General features: G+C 49.4%; 15 protein-coding genes. 6 read left to right on the forward strand and 9 right to left on the reverse strand.

The features are described from left to right. Positions 1 to 22 precede the first annotated feature (22 nt). Positions 23 to 301 (reverse strand): hypothetical protein, encoded by a 279-nt coding sequence (locus N7E73_RS04165; RefSeq protein WP_432737768.1) that lies wholly within the window; start codon positions 299 to 301, stop codon positions 23 to 25. A gap of 455 nt (positions 302 to 756) precedes the next feature. Here N7E73_RS04165 and N7E73_RS04170 point away from each other — a divergent pair, with 455 nt between their 5' ends. After that, the gene (locus tag N7E73_RS04170) at positions 757 to 1,074 is read left to right on the forward strand and encodes a TusE/DsrC/DsvC family sulfur relay protein (RefSeq protein ID WP_432737241.1); all 318 of its coding nucleotides are present in this window, start codon (positions 757 to 759) and stop codon (positions 1,072 to 1,074) included. Between the two features lie 117 nt (positions 1,075 to 1,191). Here the strand turns inward: N7E73_RS04170 and lpxB are convergent, their stop codons facing one another. Continuing rightward, complete coding sequence (gene lpxB, locus N7E73_RS04175; RefSeq protein WP_432737769.1) at positions 1,192 to 2,319, reverse strand: lipid-A-disaccharide synthase; 1,128 nt, start codon at positions 2,317 to 2,319, stop codon at positions 1,192 to 1,194. 213 nt (positions 2,320 to 2,532) lie between these two features. On the opposite strand from lpxB, the gene N7E73_RS04180 reads away from it, so the two are divergent. Beyond that, positions 2,533 to 2,793, forward strand: a complete 261-nt coding sequence (locus tag N7E73_RS04180; protein WP_432737770.1) for a hypothetical protein — start codon at positions 2,533 to 2,535, stop codon at positions 2,791 to 2,793. A 166-nt stretch (positions 2,794 to 2,959) separates the two neighbouring features. Here the strand turns inward: N7E73_RS04180 and pdxA are convergent, their stop codons facing one another. From pdxA to N7E73_RS04210, 6 genes are all read right to left on the reverse strand, one after another. Then, positions 2,960 to 3,949: a 4-hydroxythreonine-4-phosphate dehydrogenase PdxA gene (pdxA, locus tag N7E73_RS04185; protein WP_432737771.1), complete on the reverse strand. Its 990-nt coding sequence runs from the start codon at positions 3,947 to 3,949 to the stop codon at positions 2,960 to 2,962. A gap of 181 nt (positions 3,950 to 4,130) precedes the next feature. After that, positions 4,131 to 6,029, reverse strand: a complete 1,899-nt coding sequence (gene glgB, locus N7E73_RS04190; protein ID WP_432737772.1) for a 1,4-alpha-glucan branching protein GlgB — start codon at positions 6,027 to 6,029, stop codon at positions 4,131 to 4,133. 7 nt (positions 6,030 to 6,036) lie between these two features. Continuing rightward, positions 6,037 to 6,240, reverse strand: a complete 204-nt coding sequence (locus N7E73_RS04195; protein WP_432737773.1) for a hypothetical protein — start codon at positions 6,238 to 6,240, stop codon at positions 6,037 to 6,039. A gap of 9 nt (positions 6,241 to 6,249) precedes the next feature. Further along, positions 6,250 to 7,698: a glycogen synthase GlgA gene (gene glgA, locus N7E73_RS04200; RefSeq protein WP_432737774.1), complete on the reverse strand. Its 1,449-nt coding sequence runs from the start codon at positions 7,696 to 7,698 to the stop codon at positions 6,250 to 6,252. 33 nt (positions 7,699 to 7,731) lie between these two features. Next, positions 7,732 to 8,211, reverse strand: a complete 480-nt coding sequence (locus tag N7E73_RS04205) for an NUDIX domain-containing protein (protein WP_432737775.1) — start codon at positions 8,209 to 8,211, stop codon at positions 7,732 to 7,734. Between the two features lie 1,740 nt (positions 8,212 to 9,951). Continuing rightward, on the reverse strand, positions 9,952 to 10,560 hold the full coding sequence (locus N7E73_RS04210; RefSeq protein ID WP_432737776.1) for an L-threonylcarbamoyladenylate synthase: 609 nt from the start codon (positions 10,558 to 10,560) through the stop codon (positions 9,952 to 9,954). 193 nt (positions 10,561 to 10,753) lie between these two features. Between N7E73_RS04210 and N7E73_RS04215 the strand changes: the two genes are divergently transcribed. Beyond that, the gene (locus N7E73_RS04215; RefSeq protein WP_432737777.1) at positions 10,754 to 12,406 is read left to right on the forward strand and encodes a glycosyltransferase family 2 protein; all 1,653 of its coding nucleotides are present in this window, start codon (positions 10,754 to 10,756) and stop codon (positions 12,404 to 12,406) included. Here the strand turns inward: N7E73_RS04215 and N7E73_RS04220 are convergent. Then, entirely contained in the window at positions 12,395 to 12,985 is a 591-nt protein-coding gene (locus tag N7E73_RS04220; protein ID WP_432737778.1) for a TrmH family RNA methyltransferase, read from the reverse strand. The genes N7E73_RS04215 and N7E73_RS04220 overlap by 12 nt on opposite strands. A gap of 155 nt (positions 12,986 to 13,140) precedes the next feature. On the opposite strand from N7E73_RS04220, the gene N7E73_RS04225 reads away from it, so the two are divergent. The 3 genes from N7E73_RS04225 to N7E73_RS04235 are packed head-to-tail and all read left to right on the forward strand — an operon-like array spanning position 13,141 to position 16,105. Then, positions 13,141 to 13,536 carry a response regulator gene (locus N7E73_RS04225; RefSeq protein ID WP_432737779.1) on the forward strand — a complete coding sequence of 132 codons (396 nt, stop codon included), beginning with the start codon at positions 13,141 to 13,143 and terminating at the stop codon, positions 13,534 to 13,536. Positions 13,537 to 13,561: 25 nt separating this feature from the next. Further along, positions 13,562 to 14,287 (forward strand): histidine kinase, encoded by a 726-nt coding sequence (locus N7E73_RS04230; protein ID WP_432737780.1) that lies wholly within the window; start codon positions 13,562 to 13,564, stop codon positions 14,285 to 14,287. Positions 14,288 to 14,305: 18 nt separating this feature from the next. Next, positions 14,306 to 16,105, forward strand: coding sequence for a chemotaxis protein CheA (locus N7E73_RS04235; RefSeq protein ID WP_432737781.1), 1,800 nt, complete (start codon positions 14,306 to 14,308; stop codon positions 16,103 to 16,105). Positions 16,106 to 16,187 lie beyond the last annotated feature (82 nt).

Raw genomic sequence — 16,187 nt, forward strand, 5'->3', positions numbered from 1 at the left:
CATGGGTCATCTCCATATTGAATCAGATGTCTTCCTTAAGCAGTGGGTCTGAAAGAAGTTCCATGATTCTGGCCATGTTGAAATCGTGGGCATCACTTATTGCGTTTTCGCTCATTCCGGATTCCATCGTCTGTTCAAGCAGCTGTTCCGGATCGGCAGATGCGGACCTCAGCCCGGCACGAATATTACCAGATACGGTATCAAGATGCCCCTGAACAGTCGCCGCTGGGGCAGACTTTTCCCTTGAAACTGAATTCGCCAGATGAGTTCCGGTTGCTTCTCTTACAAAACTGATTTCCATTTTTGAATCCTCCTGATGTAGTGCCAAGATCCATACAACTTCCGTTCCTCAACAACTTTAAGTAAATTATATTATAGTCTTAGCAAAAACAGCTCGGACATTTTTGCCCACTGAACAGATCATAATCAACAAAAAGTCCATACATATCGATTAAAAACGGTGCAGCAACAACTATATATATTGTTTGGCATCAGGCCTTAGAATGCGAACGTTCGCGTCAAAGACAATGGCTCATGGCTTAAAAAACGAGCATTCATGAGGCTGTACAGCCGTTCACTTTTTATGAAATGTTTCGACTAGCTAAATATTTTCCTTGAATTTTTTTTCCCTAGGTTTTAATCCCAATTTGGGTAAGTGAGACATTTTCCTCGGAACTGTGTTTCGGGGGGAGTCACTGGAGCCTGAATGTTAAAACGGTTCGACCGTTTTTACGATTAATTTTTAGGAGGTTTTACATGGCACTCGTTGAATTTCAGGGCAAAAGCTTTGACGTTGATGAAGACGGTTTCCTTCTTAAGTTCGAAGATTGGTGCCCCGAGTGGGTTGACTTCGTTAAAGAAAGCGAAGGCATCAAAGATCTGAACGAAGAACACCAGAAAGTTATCGACTTCTTGCAGGACTACTACAAGAAGAACGGTATCGCACCTATGGTTCGCATCCTCTCCAAGGTTACCGGTTACAAACTGAAACACATCTATGAACTGTTCCCCTCCGGCCCCGGTAAGGGAGCATGTAAGATGGCTGGTCTGCCCAAGCCCACCGGCTGCGTTTAGTTTTAGACAGTTAATTTCAGATTGTGAGATACGCGACAGCCGCGGTGGCTGTTCCGTTTTTTGTTCCAAAGTCAGAAAAACCCCGGGGATTGGCTCCGGGGTTTTTTTTATCGTCTTCTACTTTGCGTTAAGGTCACTCAGAATTATATTCGCCGCTCTTGCAGCCACTCCCGGTTCTCCGATCAGTTCCCGCAGATGAACCAGCTCTTCACGAACCGCCGATGCGGATTCCGGATTGCCCACCCATTCCTTGACCTGCAGATAAAAATTCTCAGCCGTGGCGTTGTGCAGCAGGAACTCCGGCAGAACAAGCTTATCCGGGATGATGTTGGCAAGGCTCGCATATTTTATCCTGATAATGAGCTTTGCCAGAAACGCGGTCAATGGAGCCATTTTGTAAGCCACCAGCGTCGGGGTTCCTATCAGGGCGCATTCAAGCGTTGCTGTCCCCGAAGCGGCCATAATCACGTTTGAGCGGCGCATCAGACCATAGCGATCCTCCGGCTGGCTGATGCTCACCGGCAGGTGCTCAGGCCAGTAGCGTCTAAGTTTCTCCTCAGTAACATTGGGAGCGCGTGCAATGGAAAAACGCAGGTGAGGAAAATCCTTCAAAAGCATTTCAGCGGCACGAGCAAACTCAGGCAGCAGGGAAGAAATCTCCCGGCTACGGCTGCCCGGCAGAATGCCCACCAGCTCTGGATCAGGGTCAATGGAATCAAGTTCTGACAGCGGAATTATGTCCAGCAGCGGATGTCCCACATACTGGGCCTCCACGCCGCGCTCTTTGAAAAAAGGCTGCTCAAATGGCAGGATACACAGAATCTTGCTTACATATTTCTGCAGGAACTTCGCCCTTCCCTGCCGCCACGCCCAGACTTGAGGGGTGATATAGTAATATACCGGAATCCCCAGCCTGCTGGCGATCTTGACCAGCCGGAAATTGAAGTCCGGACAATCGACCAGAATTACGGCCTTGGGTCTTTCCTTTTTAAAAACGTCCTCAATCTCCCTGAAAAGCTTGAGCAGTCTCGGTAACTTGGGAAAGACTTCAGTGAACCCGACCAGATTGATGAGCTGCATGGAATACCGGATATCGCACCCGGCTTTTTCCATATCCGAACCGCCCATGCCCATAACCTTAAGTTCCGGGTCATGTTTCATGAGTTCTTTTGCAAGCATTGCTCCGTGCATGTCACCGGAAGCTTCACCGACATTTATCCATATACTATTATTGAATTTATTCATGTGTAATCTCTTGAAGTTCTTTAAAATACGAACAATACGTGCCGAAAGATGAAAAAGCAACGGCAACGGCCTTTCCCGTCTTGAGCCATAAAATAACAGTCTGGAAATGGGGCTGCTACGGAGGAACCTCTTGCAATTATGAGGAATATAGTGTTAACAGCATTATGGCTGACAAGGTTTTACCAATAATTATTTATTTTTAAGGAGAAAGAAATGGCTCAGAAGAACGTAAAACAGATGATGGGCGTTCTGTCCGGGGTCTTTGCCCATACCGGTCATCTTTCAAAAGACGAAGCCATGAAAATGGCAGGAATGGACGAAGCTGAATTCAACACTGTGTACGCTAAGGCAGCAAACGTAGTAAAGAAACTCGAAAGCTACGACACTGCAGCTGAAAAGTACGATAAATTTTCCGAACACCTCTGGGAAGAACTTCAGGAATACGTTAAAAAGTTCGGCCCCTTCGGTATCTAATTCTTCCATGCCACCGGAGACATGCGGGTCTTCCGGAGGCCATGCCGGGGGCTTTGACCCCGACGACTGGGGCAGGATAACTTCCAGTAAGTTTTCCTGCCCCAGACTCGTGAAGATTCTGATCTTCAAAATGTTTCGCACAGAACAGGATGTTCCGTGCGTTTTTTTATTTTAGTGCGTCTACCATCATCTCAGCGGATTCAACTGCAATCCTGAAGCTTGCCAGCGTAGCTTTTCCGGTACCGGTAATGTCATAGCCGGTTCCGTGGTCCGGTGAGGTCCTCGGGAAAGGCAGGCCCAGGGTGATGTTTACCGCCTCGCTGAAATGGAGCAGTTTGAGCGGAGCCAGCCCCTGATCATGATACATGGCCAGCACTGCGCTGTAACTTCCGTCTGCTGCGAAGTGGAAAATGGTATCACCGGGGAACGGTCCTTCCACATTGTAGCCCAGCTCCACTGCCTTCCTGATGGCCGGTTCAATGATCTCCAATTCCTCCGTGCCTATGCGACCGGACTCACCGGCATGCGGGTTAAGGCCGCATACGGCTATGGGATTTTCCAGTCCCAGCGATTTCACAAGGCTGGCTGTCAGGTCTATGCAGCGCAGTATCCGTTCTTCAGTGATCAGGGCCGGTATATCCACAAATCTGGGGTGGGTGGTAACAAGGCTGACTTTAAGCCTCGGTCCGCCCAGATGCATGCAGACGTTCTCCCTGCCAACCCCTGAACGGGTTGCCAGAAATTCGGTATGGCCCGGAAAATCAAACCCGGCAAGCTGCAGCATGGCCTTGTTGAGAGGGCAGGTAACCAACCCGGCAACTATCCCACCGTTAAGCAGCTCCATAGCTGTTTCAAGCGCTTCCCCTGCGCAACGGCCGCCTTCGGGATCGGCCTGACCGATCTTAAGTTCAAAGTCATAAAGGGATTCCGGCACATACAGATAATATCCAGTTTTTGCATCAGAAATTTCTTCAGGGTCATCAAGCACGGTATAAAACTTCTCCAGACCAAGCTTTTCCAGATGCCAGAGCAGACCGTTTTCCGGACCGATCATCAGATAAGCACGGTCCGCAGCACGTTCGGAAAACAGACGGCATGCCAGTTCAGGACCAAGTCCGTTCGGATCTCCCAGCGTAACACATATATTTTTTTTCATAATTTTCACCTGGTTTTGATGCGATTTGCGCTTTTCACAATTTCTGATTACCTCTGGCGGATAAAACCTTTTAATAAGGCTTAGCCGCTTCATACGACAAATTGTCATTGATCAGAAAAAATTAAAACCTCCGGCCAGTTCCGAAGAAACAGCCGGAGGTATGCACACATATACAGATCTACTATTCCGGTCTTAAGGCTATGGCCGCAAGAGGGGGCAAGGTCAATTCCAGATAGTATGGAAATGCACCTATATCACCGGCCTTGCGGGCCTGGACCTTTCCGATGTTGCCCACGTTCGATCCGCCGTAGATTTCAGCATCGGAATTAAATATCTCAACCCAGTTACCGCCTTCGGGACACCCCAGACAATACCAATCACGCACAACGGGTGTAAAGTTGAAAACCCAGAGTACCGGTTTATCCCCTTCACTCTTGCGCATGAAACTCATCACCGAGGACATGTAATCCGAAAAATCAACCCATTCGAATCCGGACCAGTCGGTATCATGCTTATACATAGCCGGATTCTCATGCATTACCCGGTTCAGATCAATCACGGTATTCCGCAATCCCTGATGCGAAGGGAAGCCCAGCAGAGTCCAGTCCAATTCCTTTCTGCAGTTCCACTCATTCCACTGGCCGAATTCACATCCCATAAAAAGGAGATTTTTACCAGGATGAGCCCACTGGTAACTGAGCAACATGCGCAGATTGGCCATCTGCTGCCACATGTCACCGGGCATCTTGGAAAGCAGTGCTCCCTTGCCATGCACCACCTCATCGTGCGACAGCGGCAGGAAGAAATTCTCGCTGAAGGCATATATCATCGAAAAAGTAAGCTTGTTCTGATGATATGAACGGTGAATCGGGCTCTTCTCCATATAATCCAGCGTGTCGTTCATCCAGCCCATGTTCCACTTGAAAGTGAAGCCGAGTCCTCCGGTATAGACAGGTCGGGAGACTCCGGGCCACGATGTGGATTCCTCGGCAATCATCATGGCACCGGGAAACTGCTGATGAACGACCATGTTGAGATTCTTGAGCAGCTCGATGGCCTCAAGATTCTCATTGCCGCCGAATTCGTTGGGAATCCACTCTCCTTCGCGGCGGGAATAGTCGAGATAAAGCATGGAAGCGACTGCGTCTATGCGCAGCCCGTCGATATGAAATTCCTTGAGCCAGTATAGGGCGTTTGCAAGCAGGAAATTGCTTACCTCATGCCGCCCGAAATTGAAAATATAGGTCCCCCAATCCGGGTGCTCACCCTTTCGGGCATCGGCATGCTCATAAAGGGCTGAGCCGTCAAACCGTCCAAGTCCCCAATCATCTTTGGGAAAATGCCCCGGAACCCAATCAAGAAGGACCCCTAATCCGGCCTGATGACATTTGTCGATGAAATAGCGCAGGTCGTCCGGGCTGCCGTGCCTTGATGTGGGAGAATAGTAATGAGTGGTCTGGTAACCCCATGATTCGTCAAGGGGATGCTCGGCAATGGGCATGAGTTCAATGTGGGTGAATCCCATGTCCTTCACATAAGGAAGAAGCTCCTCGGTTAGCTGGCGATAGGTCCGGTAGTTCCAGCCATCGCGCCGCCATGAGCCGAGATGCACTTCGTAACATGAAATGGGCTTGTTCAGGGGCAGCCCGGTCTTGCGACGATCAGCCATCCACTGTTCATCTTCCCACTGATAGTTGTTCAGTCCCCACGTAACAGCAGCATGCCCCGGACGCATTTCAGTCCTGAAGGCAAAAGGGTCCGTCTTAAGCACTTCATGACCGTCATTGCGGACCACGTTGTACTTGTAAAGCTGACCGGGCTGAACTCCGGGAACAAAACCTGCCCAGATCCCTGATACTCCGACGGGGAATAAGGGATTGGCCTTGGTATTCCAACCGTTGAAGTCTCCGGCAACATAAATATTCTTGGCATTAGGGGCCCACACGGCAAAACGGTACCCCTCCTGCTCTTCCTGAATATCAAAATGGGCTCCAAGAATGCGGTAAAGGTCCCAGTGCTCCCCCTTACCGAAGAGGAACAAGTCAAAAGGGGCGATATAAACTGGTAAAGTCTCTGGCATCGGCGGTCTATTCCTCGGAATTACTCGAATTATCCATGCACTCTTCATAAAAGAGGCATTCTGTCTGGTCACAGAAACCGCTCTCCGCCCTGGCAAAGCAATCAAAATTGCCTTCAAGGCGCTGGAGCAGCCTTACAGCCTCAACAAGGCTCAGTCCCTCAATATCCACGTGCAGCTTTTCAGCCAGTTCCTCAATACGTTTGCGAGCCATTCTCACCACCTAAATTCTAGCGCCAAGCTTGCGGTAAAGGTTGATATACTCATCAGCGGAACGGTCCCAGGTAAACTCTTTGCGCATGGCCCGTCCAATCATTCTCTCCCAACCGTCACGATCCTGCCAGGCTTCAACCGCCTGCATTATGGCATCGAAAAAAAGTTCCGGTTCCGGACGCTCAAAGGTGAATCCGGTGGCGTCTTCGGCCGGGTAAGGGGTAATTGTATCACGGAGCCCGCCCACTGCGGTGGCAACCGGAGGAGTCCCGAAACGCAGGGCATAGATCTGGGTCAGTCCACAGGGTTCATATCGGGACGGCATCAGGAAGATATCCGAACCTGCCTGAATTCCATGAGCCAGATCTTCAGTATATCCGATCTGAACACAGAATTTACCCTGATATTCTTCCATATATTCAAGCAGCCTCGCCTCATAGCCAAGGTCACCCTCACCAAGAACGATGACACCCACGTCCTTCTCCATCAGCCGTGGCAGGATGTCAATGAGCAGGTCTATACCCTTCTGATCGCGCAAGCGTCCTATAAAACCGAAAACAGGCCTGTCCTCCAGCTGATCGGACATATAGAACTCGCGCAGCATGGATTTCTTGCATTCGTACTTGCCTTTGATCCTGTCCGGTCCATAGCAGCAGGGCAGAAATTTATCATTGCCCGGATCCCAGACTGAATAATCCGCCCCGTTAAGAATACCGGTCAGCTTGTGGGCCTGACTGTTGAGAAATCCTTCCAGACCGCACCCGAACTCCGGACCCAGAATCTCCTGAGCATAGGAAGGACTGACTGTGGTCACGGCGTCGCTGTAGGCAACGCTGGCCTTCAGCATGTTCAGGTCACCGTAGAATTCCGCTCCCGACAAAGACCAGGCTTCAGCAGGAAGCCCTGATTCATGAAAAAGTCTTTCAGAAAAACGACCTTGAAATGCCAAATTATGGATGGTGGTGACGCTTTTTGTCTGCGACCAGAATGAATCCTTCATGCGCTCAAAATACAGATACGGAGGGACCAGCGCCGACTGCCAGTCGTGGGAATGAATCACTGCCGGCGGGGATGGCTGCATTCGGGCCAGCTTTACAACGGCCTTGCAGAAAAAGATAAACCGTTCACAATTATCAAAATAGTCACCGGAATGAGTATTATAGTAATGACGGCGATCAAAATATTCACCGCGAGCCACGAAATAGACTGAAAGTCCTTCGTATTCAGTATGATAGATCTCCGCAGTTGTATCCGGCCACGGATAACCGATATGCAGGTCAGAATAGACAAGCCTCAGTTTATGCCCGTCCAGATTCATGCGCCCATAAAACGGGGTGATGACTGCAGTTTTGATCCCCTTGCTGCAGATGCTCGGAGGCAGAGCCCCCATCACATCTCCCAATCCGCCTGTCTTGGAAAAAGGATACATCTCCGATGTTACGTACAGAACCTCGTGCACTGATCCGACTCCATTTGATTTTCAAATTGCCTGCTATTCAGCATTACCCACTGCGGCATGCTTGCGCAGCCTGAAAATTTGCGCCGAAAAATCACCCAGAATATCCCGGTGGTCAAAAACAAGTTCCGGCAGAGCATCCAGTTTGAAAAAATTGGCCCTTCCGGCATCATCCCCTGCGCTGACTGCATCCGGATTACTGGTTATGGCGCTGTATGTTACACTAATAGTGTGCTGCCGGTCATCGCGACAGGGCATTGAATATACCCCCACCAACCCGGTGAGAGTCACTTCCAACCCGGTCTCCTCCCTGGCTTCGCGTACTGCCGCATGCTCTAGAGTTTCACCGTAATCAACGAATCCGCCGGGCAAAGCCCAGCCGAGCGGAGGATTGTTTCTCTCAATCAGCACGACTCCCCTGACGGGATCATAAATAATAATATCAACGGTGGGAACTGGATTACGGTAAAGTACAATATCCTTACCACAGTGCGGGCATGGTTTTGAACCTTGCATAAGACAAACCCTTCGTAAAAGTTCGGTTGAGCAGGAATAAAGAATGTGAGTTTCAGTTTTTCCGACAATCAGCTATGATTATTACCCGGAATAAAGTTTCATGACAAGAAGGTTTAGTATTTTCGTCCAGCCGGTTAATTCCCACCCGGCTGGAGTATAATATTTTGTACTCTGCTATAATCATATGCAGCTTCAGGAACAAACACTCTGTACGTCCAGATTAACAAACTAATCACTGTCGGAAAAGACTTCTAAGTTACAATCAGGTCTCAAACCCGGTATAACAGCAGATCCGGCACGAGAATATAATTCCGTACTAAAATCGAAAAGGCCCCGCCGGATTATTCCGGCGGGGCCTGTTTCGGTACTATCTCAGCAAAAGAATGAAGGTAATCTGAACAATGCAACGGGTGTGCCAAAATAAAAACAGCTCGAAACTTAACCATAACAACCTATATTTAAACAATATTTTCAACAAAATCACCAAAAGCACAGACCACCATGGAGTCAAATATTTTTAACCCACAGATACCCAAAGCCCATTTAGCGGGAAATACGGTTAAACTTTTTAAACATTTATACTTTTTCTAGATTTAATCTAACAACGTATAAAAATATCCAAACGAAAAAGGCCCCGACAGTTATTTCTGACGGGGCCACTTTTTCGGAGTTATCTCAGCAAAAGAATGAAGGTAATCTGGATATAGCAACAGGTGTGCCAAAGTCAATACATCTCAAAATCAATCCACAACTATCTATATTTAAAGATTATTTTTAAACAACACATCAAAAACACAAACAACCATGGGGTTAAATATTTTTTACCCACTGACAGCCAAAGCCCATTTAGCAGAAAATCCGGTTAAACTTTTTAAACATCTATACTTTTTCTAGATTTAATCTAAAAACACAGAAAAAAGTCCATACGAAAAAAGCCCCGACAGTTATTTCTGACGGGGCCGCTTTTTCGGAGTTATCTCAGCAAAAGAATGAAGGTGATCTGGATATAGCAACAGGTGTGCCAAAGTCAATACACCTCAAAATCAATCCACAACTATCTATATTTAAAGATTATTTTTAAACAACACATCAAAAACACAAACAACCATGGGGTTAAATATTTTTTACCCACTGACAGCCAAAGCCCATTTAGCAGAAAATCCGGTTAAACTTTTTAAACATCTATACTTTTTCTAGATTTAATCTAAAAACACAGAAAAAAGTCCATACGAAAAAAGCCCCGACAGTTATTTCTGACGGGGCCGCTTTTTCGGAGTTATCTCAGCAAAAGAATGAAGGTGATCTTAATATAGCAACAGGTGTGCCAAAGTAAAAATACACCGCACCATCTCTTTAACACACTGTTTTTAAAACATTAAATTACAATTTAATTACCCATTCGTGAATCTGCCGATGTAAAATTTTTTATACCATGAACAGACATACCGGCTTAACCGGGGAAAACGAGTATAACTTTTTAAACGCCGCAAATTGAAAATTCAGGGATAACCACATGCGGTGAACCGCTTTCCTGTGCCGTACAGGCACCCTTGCCCATCTGCAGGCCCCTTCCTCAGGATCAAATCAACGAATCAAATCCTTGAATAGCTGACATGAGGGCTTGTGGTATAAATGTTATACCGCCAAAACAAAAGCCCGCTTCCTAACTGGAAGCAGGCTCAAAATAATACATGGAAAGACTCCAAAGGATCAGACAAGCAAATAAAAAAAACTACAACATCAGTCCACGACTGAAAAACCGGCCCTGGCAAGCGTAGTTCTTGAGATCACTCCATCCCGCAATATTCTGATTTTACCGCCTGTAAGGAGCTCCACAACGGTTGAAGGAGAACCTCCCCGTGGCCCCGGCAAACCGTCATAGACACCCTCAACCATCACGGTCAAGTCTTCATCCAGCTCTGCGACCTTGGCTGCGGCAGGTTTGCCGCTCATATTGGCGCTGGTAGCAATGAGCGGGGTTCTTGACTTAATACACAACGCCGCAGCAAGAGGATGGTCGGTCCAGCGAACAGAAGAATACCCGCGCGAATCCTTTACTGCGGAAGGAAGTTCCTCACGTGCCCTGACAAGAATGGAGAGAGGTCCCGGCCAGAACTTATCGGCCAGCCTGAGCAGTTCAGCAGACGCAAAGCCTGTTACCAGATCCAGCTGTTCCATGCTGCCGATAATGAGCGGCAGGGGCTTGGACACAGGCCTGTTCTTGATGAGGGAGACACGGTTTACCGCCCTTTCATCACAGGCATCGGCTCCAACAGCAAAAAGAGTCTCGGTGGGATAGATCAGTACCCCGCCGGTCTTGATTATTTGTACGGCTTCCTTTTCAGTCATTACTCACTCCATTGTGCATTCGGGCATGCGGAACGCATAGTAATACCAGTTTTATGCACTATGTCCAGCAACTTTTATTATGCCGCTCCCGAAACATCAAAAGACATTATACCAGCACTACTATAGGGAATGACTTTAAAATCAATTTGTCATAATGAATAATAAGTTACAGCACCTGTAAACGGAGTGAACAATGATTTCCAATGTAACGGAATGCATCGTCGGGAAGACAGAACGATTTCTGAACATGTTAAAAAACACCGTCCCCCTCTGGGTGCTCGGGACAGAAGAACCGGCACATCAGCGAGGCCTTATAAACGTCTTCCGGCACCTGTCAAATGAACATCCGGACCTCCTTGAAGTATCGCGAAAACTTGCCCTGCTCATGTGGACCCAGAACCCGCTTGATCGTTCTGCAGCTGCAAGATGCCTAGAACTGGACTCTGATCCCGGCCCCCGAAAGCAGCTTCTTGAGGCGATCCTCTCCGCCCCTCAGGAAAATATCCCTTCCGAAGATCTGGACACCCTGCTCCGCTCAGCGGACAGCAAGCTGATAATCCGCCACCTTTTCCCCTTTCTGCGCGGGCCTCAGGGGATCGCGTGGCTGGCGGAGACATGGAACACCCTGCTCCGCCTTGGCAGCCCGGAACTCCCCCTGAGTGCTCTTGACCTTGTGACCTGGCCGGACAGTTTACTTCAGCTTAAACAGCGCCTTACAGTTGAATACAATTTTTTATACCACTCCCCTGCACAGACCATAACAGCCCTGCAGGGACTTGATGAAAAAATCTGGACCCCCTGGAAGGGCTACATATATTCTGAACAGCTGCTACGCGCTGGAGCGAAAGAAGAAGCCATATCGGTTCTCTCGGCACTATGGCGGGACAACATCTGGAATATAAACTGGGGGCAGAAACTTTATTTGCTTACACATCCCATATCAACTGCGGGAGCCCTCAGCGATTCAGCTGAAGTAGCCATTTTGCTGTACTCATGGAATAACGGGAAACTCATTGAAAAAACCCTGAAGAATGTAGCAGGATCAAGAATAGGCGAAGCCAGGGTGTTTGCACTCAACAACGGGTCGAGCGATAATACCCCGGAGGTGGTGGCTGAAGCAGGAACCCTTTTTGCCCAGGGCCGCTACAAGGGCATACAGCTGCCTATAAACGTGGGGGCGCCCCCGGCTCGCAACTGGCTGTTGAGCGAACCAGAAGTCCGCAAAGCCAAATGGGCTGTTTTTCTGGATGACGATGTGGAGCTGCCTGAAAACTGGCTGGAAGAACTGCTGGCAACTGCAAAACATTACGGAAACCCCGGAGCAGTGGGTTGCCGCATAACCTCGGCGTCCACACCGCAATCCCTGCAGTCGGCCGACTACCACCTGTTCAACCCCGCAACCGGGTCATCACAGATAGAGGGACTGACCGAACGGGTCATGGTATTCGACAGCTGCCGCAATGCTTTCGACTGCGGGCAATTTTCATATACGCGTCCGGCGGTACATCTTTCCGGGTGCTGCCATATGCTCAACATGGAGGCCGTGCATAAGTGCGGTGGATTCGACGTGCGTTTCAACCCGACCCAGTTCGATGACCTTGAACGGGACCTACGGGCCTACCTTGCAGGCTACGACCACATCTATGCAGGTCAGCTCGGAGTAAAACACATCCAGCATTCAAGTCTGGCCAAAGCGTCCAACATCCGCTCCATGGCCCAGGTGTTCGGAAACAAGATCAAGCTGGAAAGCAAGTACACGGAAAACGACCTCAATGCCATTTTCGCGCGCGACCTTGGAACACTCTGGGCCGACACCGTGAAAAAATGGATGGAGCTATCGGGCTAACCAGTCGGCGGCAAGCCTGTCGAGTTCCTCTGCGGAAAAGTCTGGAGTATCGTACATGCCCTTGGCAAAACGCTGGGTGAACCCGTGATACAGAATCAGAGCGGCAGCCACGGAGACATTAAAACTCTGAATCATGCCCTGCATGGGAATATAGACTTCATCTGGGACAAGCTCAGCCAGTTCCGGGGCAGTTCCGCTGTGTTCGTTGCTAAGAATGACCGCCGAGGGCACGCTGAGGTCAAAATCCATAAGCGGCCTTGCGTTTTCGGAAAACCCGGTCCGCAGAATCTGATATCCCTGCTCGCGCAATCCCCCGATCATCTCGGCCGGATCACTGTGGGTCGTGCGCTCTACCCATTTCTTGCCGGATGCAGATGATTTCTTATCCAGCTCAGGCCATTGCGATTCCGTATAATATAAATGAATGCCGTAGACACCGAATGCGTCACAGCTTCGCAGGATGGCTGACACATTGTGCGGGTCCCACACATTATCAATAATAAGGGTAAAATCTTTCTGCCTTTTAGACAGCACTTCCCTGACTCTTGCCTCTCTTTGGGGTGTTCTCTTTCTTTCCATGACGATTTAGGTACAGCACCTAACGCCTGTTGGCAAGGTTGACATAATTGTAATGTTGGAAAGAAACATTTTCACTGAAAGACATTGACATTAGATTGCCAAAAAAATCATGATATGTAATTATTTCAGATGATATTTACTATCCGGAGGCTGTGATGCGCGCATTAATAGCGGAAGATGAATTCGTGGGCAGAAAACTGCTCTCAACATTCCTTTCCCCTCTGTTTCAGATCGACATCGTCGTGAACGGGGAGGAAGCCATCGAAGCGTACAAGCTTGCTTTTGATGAAGGATCTCCCTATACGCTTATATTGATGGATATAATGATGCCCGGAGTCGACGGGATATCCGCCCTTGAAGCTATCAGGGAGTTTGAAAAGAAATCCGACATCAGCCCGCCTGCAAAGGTCATCATGACCACCGCGCTTGACGATGCCAGAACCGTAATCAGATCTTTCCATGATGTTGAGGCTTCCGCGTACATTGTCAAACCTGTACTCAGGGAAAAACTGTACGAGGAACTCGCCAAGATCGGCCTCCTGCAAAAATAATATCCGTAGAGACGGAGAGCTAACTATGAGTGAAGATGATTCCCTTGTTGAAGAATTTTTCTCGGAAGTAAACGACAAGTACTATCCGCAGGTGCTGGAGGGCATCGATCTTCTGGATGAACAGCGCATCGAGGAAGGCATCGAAGTGCTTTCGCGCCCTCTGCACACCATCAAGGGGGTCACCGGGTTCATGTCCGGGTTCGAGCCAGCTTCGGCCTTCACCCACAAGGTGGAAAGCTTTCTGAAAAAAATGCAGGCCGGAGAGGTTGAACATAAACTCCCTCAGATTGCCCTTGCTATTGAATCGGTAAACTCAATATTCATGCTCATAGAGCAGTTGCGGGACACCGGAAGCTACGACAAGAACGCAACAGACGACATTGAAGCCAGACTGGTAGGAGAAGGCAAAGCCGCGGTTGCCGGAGGTCCTGAAACAGACTCCCCCGTGGAAATCGAATCACTGCCGGACGCCGAAGTATTTACCCTGAAGGCAAGGCGGATATACCACCCGGACCAGTTGAAGACAGTGCAGGAAGCCCTTGACTCCATAAGTGATGACAGGCCGATAATCTTTGACTTCGGGCTGTCCCTGACGGTGGGATCAGCCTTCTTTGAACTGATCTCCGGCTACAGCGACACCCATGAGATCGGGGTGACCGGAATGAACAGCCATTGCACGAGCATCTTTTATTCCTGGGGTTTCCAGAACTATATGTCGGTATTGGACAGCAGAGACAGCTTTTTCAAGTAACGCCGGAGCACACGGACAATGAAAGACAGTATTTCCAGTTGCATAACCCAGCTTCAAGAATCCATTATAGGCCTTGAGCACGGCTCCGGGGACATCACATCGATCCTCAAGGACCTTGGGCTGGAGCATGTAAAAATGCCTTCAGCACAAGTAATAGCCCTCATGGATATGCTCAACGACGGCATTACCCCCATAACTCCGGAACTTATCACCGCACTGCTGGATATAACCGAGGCTCAGAAGAAATTTTACTACTGTATCGGCGGGCTGCTGAACAAAGGAGCAGCCAAGGTTGAATCAAGAACTGTCCGGGACCCTGAACCGATAAAATCCTCTCCGTCCTCCTTTGATATGGAAAAGGCCGAGCGTGAAATGATGGCCGAAATGGCTGCCATGGTAGGCGAAACCCCGGATGAGGATGACGGCTGGGAGAAAATGGACGGCGACACAGAGAAGGATCAGGGCGGAACAGACCTGAAGCCCGCTCCGGCAGCCCAGCACGAGCAGGATGAAAACTCTTTACCGGATGATTCAGTAGATCAGGAACCGGTGCAGGCTGCTGCCGCCAAGGAAATAAAAACGGAGGAGATGTCCCAGTCCGTACAGCCGGCAGCGGGAAAGAAAAAGGACTCGCAGGCAATTTCATCCATCAGGGTCTCCACCCAGCAGCTTGATTCCCTGATTGAACTTGTGGGCAAGCTGATGGTCACCTACGCGGTCATCGCCCAGACCAAAACAGACAATATGTCCAAGATTTCATCAAGCCTTGCCGAGCTGGACAAGGTCATCCGCAACCTGCAGTCCGAAGTGGATGAAATCAGGATGGTCCCCCTCAAACAGATTTTCATGCCCATGCACAGGCTGGTTAAATCAACCTCCCAGAAGCTGGGCAAACGCATCAAGTTCTCAATCGAGGGCGACGAGCTGGCGCTGGACAAGACCATTGTCGAATGCCTCAACGAGCCGCTGGTGCATCTGCTCCGCAACGCCCTTGACCACGGCATTGAATCCGCCGAAGACCGCCAGATGTGCGGGAAGGATGAAGTGGGGAACGTCCTGCTCTGTGCTTCCCGCAAGGGAGAGTTTGCCTATATCGAAATCATCGACGACGGCAAGGGACTTGATGCCGACATACTGCTGTCCAAAGCCCTTGAACGCGGCATAGCCTCCCCGGAAAAGGAGTACACAAAAGAGGAAATTTACGAGTTCATCCTCCAGTCCGGATTCTCCACCGCAAGCGCGGTTACCGATATTTCCGGACGTGGGGTGGGTATGGACGCAGTTGTGACCGCCGTCAAGAACACCCTTGACGGTAAAATATCCATCAAAAGCGAGCTGGGTAAAGGTTCTACCTTCACCATATCCATTCCCTTGAGCAGGTCGGTCAACGAAGGCATCGTGGACGCACTTATCGCCACTGTGGCTGAAGAGACCTTCATTTTCCCCAGCCGGGAGGTACTTGAAGTCTACGAACCCGTGGAACATGAATTCACAGACCTCCCTGACGGACGCGAAACTGTTTCCATTCGCGGCAAGGTTCATCCGCTGATCCGCATGTACAAGGTCTTCGAACTGGACCCGCCGGCTGAAGGAGTTATCCCGAAGGTCATTCTGGTCAAGCTCGGAGAGACAAGGGTCGCAATCCTCGTGGACGAGGTCCTGCGCCAGCAGAAGGCTGTTGTCACCGGGTTCACGCTGCCGGTCAACAGCATCTACAAGCTGCCCATCCTCGGTTTCGGAATGATGGGTGAAAAGGACGCCCTGGTCATTGACACCGAAACACTCATCACCAGCCAGATGGAAGAATCCGCAGGTTAGAAAGGATTGTTTCCCTTCTCCCGCCCTCGCTTTAAAGTGCTTTGAGATGGGGAATTTGTCTGCTATGGAGTCATGTTCATTC

Origin of the sequence: Maridesulfovibrio sp. FT414, from assembly GCF_050916235.1 — a bacterium.
GTDB lineage: Bacteria > Desulfobacterota > Desulfovibrionia > Desulfovibrionales > Desulfovibrionaceae > Maridesulfovibrio.

Bases quoted from the DNA above. Each gene is read 5' to 3' on its own strand.
- N7E73_RS04165 (WP_432737768.1), bottom strand. From the start codon at position 301: ATGGAAATCAGTTTTGTAAGAGAAGCAACCGGAACTCATCTGGCGAAT.
- N7E73_RS04170 (WP_432737241.1), top strand. From the start codon at position 757: ATGGCACTCGTTGAATTTCAGGGCAAAAGCTTTGACGTTGATGAAGAC.
- lpxB (WP_432737769.1), bottom strand. From the start codon at position 2,319: ATGAATAAATTCAATAATAGTATATGGATAAATGTCGGTGAAGCTTCC.
- N7E73_RS04180 (WP_432737770.1), top strand. From the start codon at position 2,533: ATGGCTCAGAAGAACGTAAAACAGATGATGGGCGTTCTGTCCGGGGTC.
- pdxA (WP_432737771.1), bottom strand. From the start codon at position 3,949: ATGAAAAAAAATATATGTGTTACGCTGGGAGATCCGAACGGACTTGGT.
- glgB (WP_432737772.1), bottom strand. From the start codon at position 6,029: ATGCCAGAGACTTTACCAGTTTATATCGCCCCTTTTGACTTGTTCCTC.
- N7E73_RS04195 (WP_432737773.1), bottom strand. From the start codon at position 6,240: ATGGCTCGCAAACGTATTGAGGAACTGGCTGAAAAGCTGCACGTGGAT.
- N7E73_RS04205 (WP_432737775.1), bottom strand. From the start codon at position 8,211: ATGCAAGGTTCAAAACCATGCCCGCACTGTGGTAAGGATATTGTACTT.
- N7E73_RS04210 (WP_432737776.1), bottom strand. From the start codon at position 10,560: ATGACTGAAAAGGAAGCCGTACAAATAATCAAGACCGGCGGGGTACTG.
- N7E73_RS04215 (WP_432737777.1), top strand. From the start codon at position 10,754: ATGATTTCCAATGTAACGGAATGCATCGTCGGGAAGACAGAACGATTT.
- N7E73_RS04220 (WP_432737778.1), bottom strand. From the start codon at position 12,985: ATGGAAAGAAAGAGAACACCCCAAAGAGAGGCAAGAGTCAGGGAAGTG.
- N7E73_RS04225 (WP_432737779.1), top strand. From the start codon at position 13,141: ATGCGCGCATTAATAGCGGAAGATGAATTCGTGGGCAGAAAACTGCTC.
- N7E73_RS04230 (WP_432737780.1), top strand. From the start codon at position 13,562: ATGAGTGAAGATGATTCCCTTGTTGAAGAATTTTTCTCGGAAGTAAAC.
- N7E73_RS04235 (WP_432737781.1), top strand. From the start codon at position 14,306: ATGAAAGACAGTATTTCCAGTTGCATAACCCAGCTTCAAGAATCCATT.